Source organism: Pseudoalteromonas sp. NBT06-2 (assembly GCF_002276045.1).
GTDB lineage: Bacteria > Pseudomonadota > Gammaproteobacteria > Enterobacterales > Alteromonadaceae > Pseudoalteromonas.
Map to the genome: position 1 here is coordinate 1 of NZ_NQMR01000304.1, position 2,541 is coordinate 2,541.

The following is a 2,541-nucleotide window of genomic DNA, read 5'->3' on the forward strand; positions in this document are numbered from 1 at the left end:
CCTCTTAGTAAGGCGTTATATTTAAGGAGAATTAAAAAATGAGAGAAACGTTGTTTATAATATGTCTTTTATTTTCAGGTGCAGCAGCTGCTGCCACAGAGTCATCTTCACAATCTAAAATAAATAAGCTTTATTCGTATTCAGAATATGGGGGCGGGGATGTGATAGTAAAGTTGAGTGGTAATGGTCCGAGTTGCCTTGCCGGTTATTGGCTTAAAAAAACTGATCCAGGCTTTCAGGCAAACCTGAGTATTTTATTAGCTGCGTACCATGCAAACAAGGATATTGTAGTTACTGGACACACAGATCAAATATGGTCAGGATCATCAGGAAAATATTGTCACGTATATTCTGTGAGTTACCGATAGTTAATATAATAAACAAGGATTAGGTCGCGCGCAGCCGCGACTTAATCCTGTTGTTGAACAAGCCCATGCTTAAGTCAATATTAAGCAGCCGCACAAAATACCCCCAGATTGATGCGGTTATCCGCATCAAAATAACTAAGTTTGCACGCTTTTTAGCGTGCAAAACATAACTTCTTCAAAAAAATACCATCCAAAATATAACGGATAGTACTCTTTCCATTTAAAATGCGTCTCCTATTTTAACATTTGAAATTGCTACAAATAGTTATTGAAATCAGATTTTTTATCAGTAACGTCAACTAGAGCTTGACTAAGTTAACAATGAAGAAAAGTAGCCAAGCGTTTTGTGACCTTTAGGGTCAGTACTTATATTTCAGATATATTCCAATTTACGATTTCTTTTTCGCTATCTATTTGAGGCTGTATTTTATATCGCTTTCCTTTTTTAACTGTTAGGTCAATAATTTCACTGGCGCCAGCACTTGTTGAAGAAGAAAAACTCCAAGCCAAAACATACTTAAAACTATATTCAATTTTATGTTTTCCTGGTTTTAAATAAATGATTTGACTATCATAACCCACTGACTTCCCATTTATTGATTGAATAAGGTTAGCTGATGGGTTTTCTACGCCATCAACAACAATATTTGTAAAAGATAATATTGAACCTAGTTCGGCTGTTGGTATTTTATTACCACTGTAAAAATGAAGAGGAGGATTATCTCCTGTTGTTAAACAACCGGCTAAAAACACCCCAAGTACAAGTAATATGATTTTTTTCATCTTATCTCCATTTTTAGATTGAAATATAAAAGATAAATATGATGAGTTTGGGTATATAAGTTGTTTACTTCAAAAATAAAACCTAATACTCAAGATAATTATCAATAATATTAGTAGCTTATCATTTAATATTTTTAAGGGCAATTATTCTTGTAAAGATACGGCCTTTAGGCTCTGAGTTGACGTTAGGATCTCAAAATCTAACGTATTCTTTGTGATAAAAGTGAACCGTACAAAATACCCCCAGACTGATGCGGTTATCCGCATCAAAATAACTAAAAGTGATTCATTAAAAAGTGTAGTTAAGGGATTTTTTTGCATCACAATTGTGCAAAAGCTGCACTAGTAGCTAAGTGCATAATGAAAATTGATTTAGAATTGACTGTTGGAGCAGTTAAATTAAACCACATTACCTATTAATCTTTGTTTTTTTAGAGAATTTATTTACATGTAACCTCTAAAAGTTATAATGCCTACTCGAAAAATCAAAGGAAAGATTTAAAAATGTTAAAAATAATAAAACTATCGTCTGCAGCCCTCGCGTTATCTATAATTAGCACTAATTCATTAGCCTCATCCTATGTCATAGCAACACCATCAAAAATAAACATAAATGAGTCAGTAACGATAGATTGGTCTAGATACTATCCCAATAAGTATCCCAATCAGACATATAATCTATATGTTTATAAACCATCAGGCGAGCCTAAATATAAATACCGTAGAGGACTAACTACAACTAGCGATGTTCGAGGTCCGAACACTATAAGTGGCACTCAAACAATAGAAGTCGAAGTTTGTGATCAAAACGGGCAAAACTGTTTTACCAGTTCACATGGTCGAGTAAGTGTTTTTATTGACCACCAATGTGAGTATAATAAAACTAGCACAAGAGGAGCGTATTATTGTGACGGAAATCTAGTTACTCAATTTGCCAAGTTTCAGCCTTGGCCAAACGGCGTAAATGATTCTATTTCTGACGTTATTTCAGTTAAAGATAGAGTATATTGGAAGTATACTGATCGCATTGACTCATATACTACTGAATACGCATGGTATACAAATTGTCGCTCCGGTGGACAAATTGAACAAGTAACAGAATTAGTACGAAACACCTCTTATCCAGGTTCTCCAAATTCGTTCGATCGTATAGATAACTTCTTTGCACGCCATAATAATGATAAAGCTGAGTGGAGTTTTTATGACGCTTGGAATAAAACTTCTACTCCTCGTACTGCATACTTTAGCAAATGCTAACCTATAAAAATTATATACAGCTATGCGTTGCTTAAATTGCATAGCTGTTTTTCAGATACAAAACAAAGCGTGCGGTGATTCCCACTTTTACAAAAAATACCATTCAGTACGAAATAACTAAGTCTGCTCGGTT

Annotated in this window: 3 protein-coding genes; 2 read left to right on the forward strand and 1 reads right to left on the reverse strand. The window is 34.2% G+C overall.

Annotation, left to right across the window (positions count from 1 at the left end; genetic code table 11):
- Positions 1 to 38 precede the first annotated feature (38 nt).
- Positions 39 to 368 carry a hypothetical protein gene (locus tag CJF42_RS25600; protein ID WP_095369313.1) on the forward strand — a complete coding sequence of 110 codons (330 nt, stop codon included), beginning with the start codon at positions 39 to 41 and terminating at the stop codon, positions 366 to 368.
- A gap of 366 nt (positions 369 to 734) precedes the next feature.
- On the opposite strand, the gene CJF42_RS25605 is transcribed toward CJF42_RS25600, so the two are convergent.
- Entirely contained in the window at positions 735 to 1,151 is a 417-nt protein-coding gene (locus tag CJF42_RS25605; RefSeq protein ID WP_095369314.1) for a hypothetical protein, read from the reverse strand.
- 504 nt (positions 1,152 to 1,655) lie between these two features.
- Here CJF42_RS25605 and CJF42_RS25610 point away from each other — a divergent pair.
- Positions 1,656 to 2,408 (forward strand): hypothetical protein, encoded by a 753-nt coding sequence (locus tag CJF42_RS25610; RefSeq protein ID WP_095369315.1) that lies wholly within the window; start codon positions 1,656 to 1,658, stop codon positions 2,406 to 2,408.
- The last annotated feature ends 133 nt before the right edge of the window (positions 2,409 to 2,541 follow it).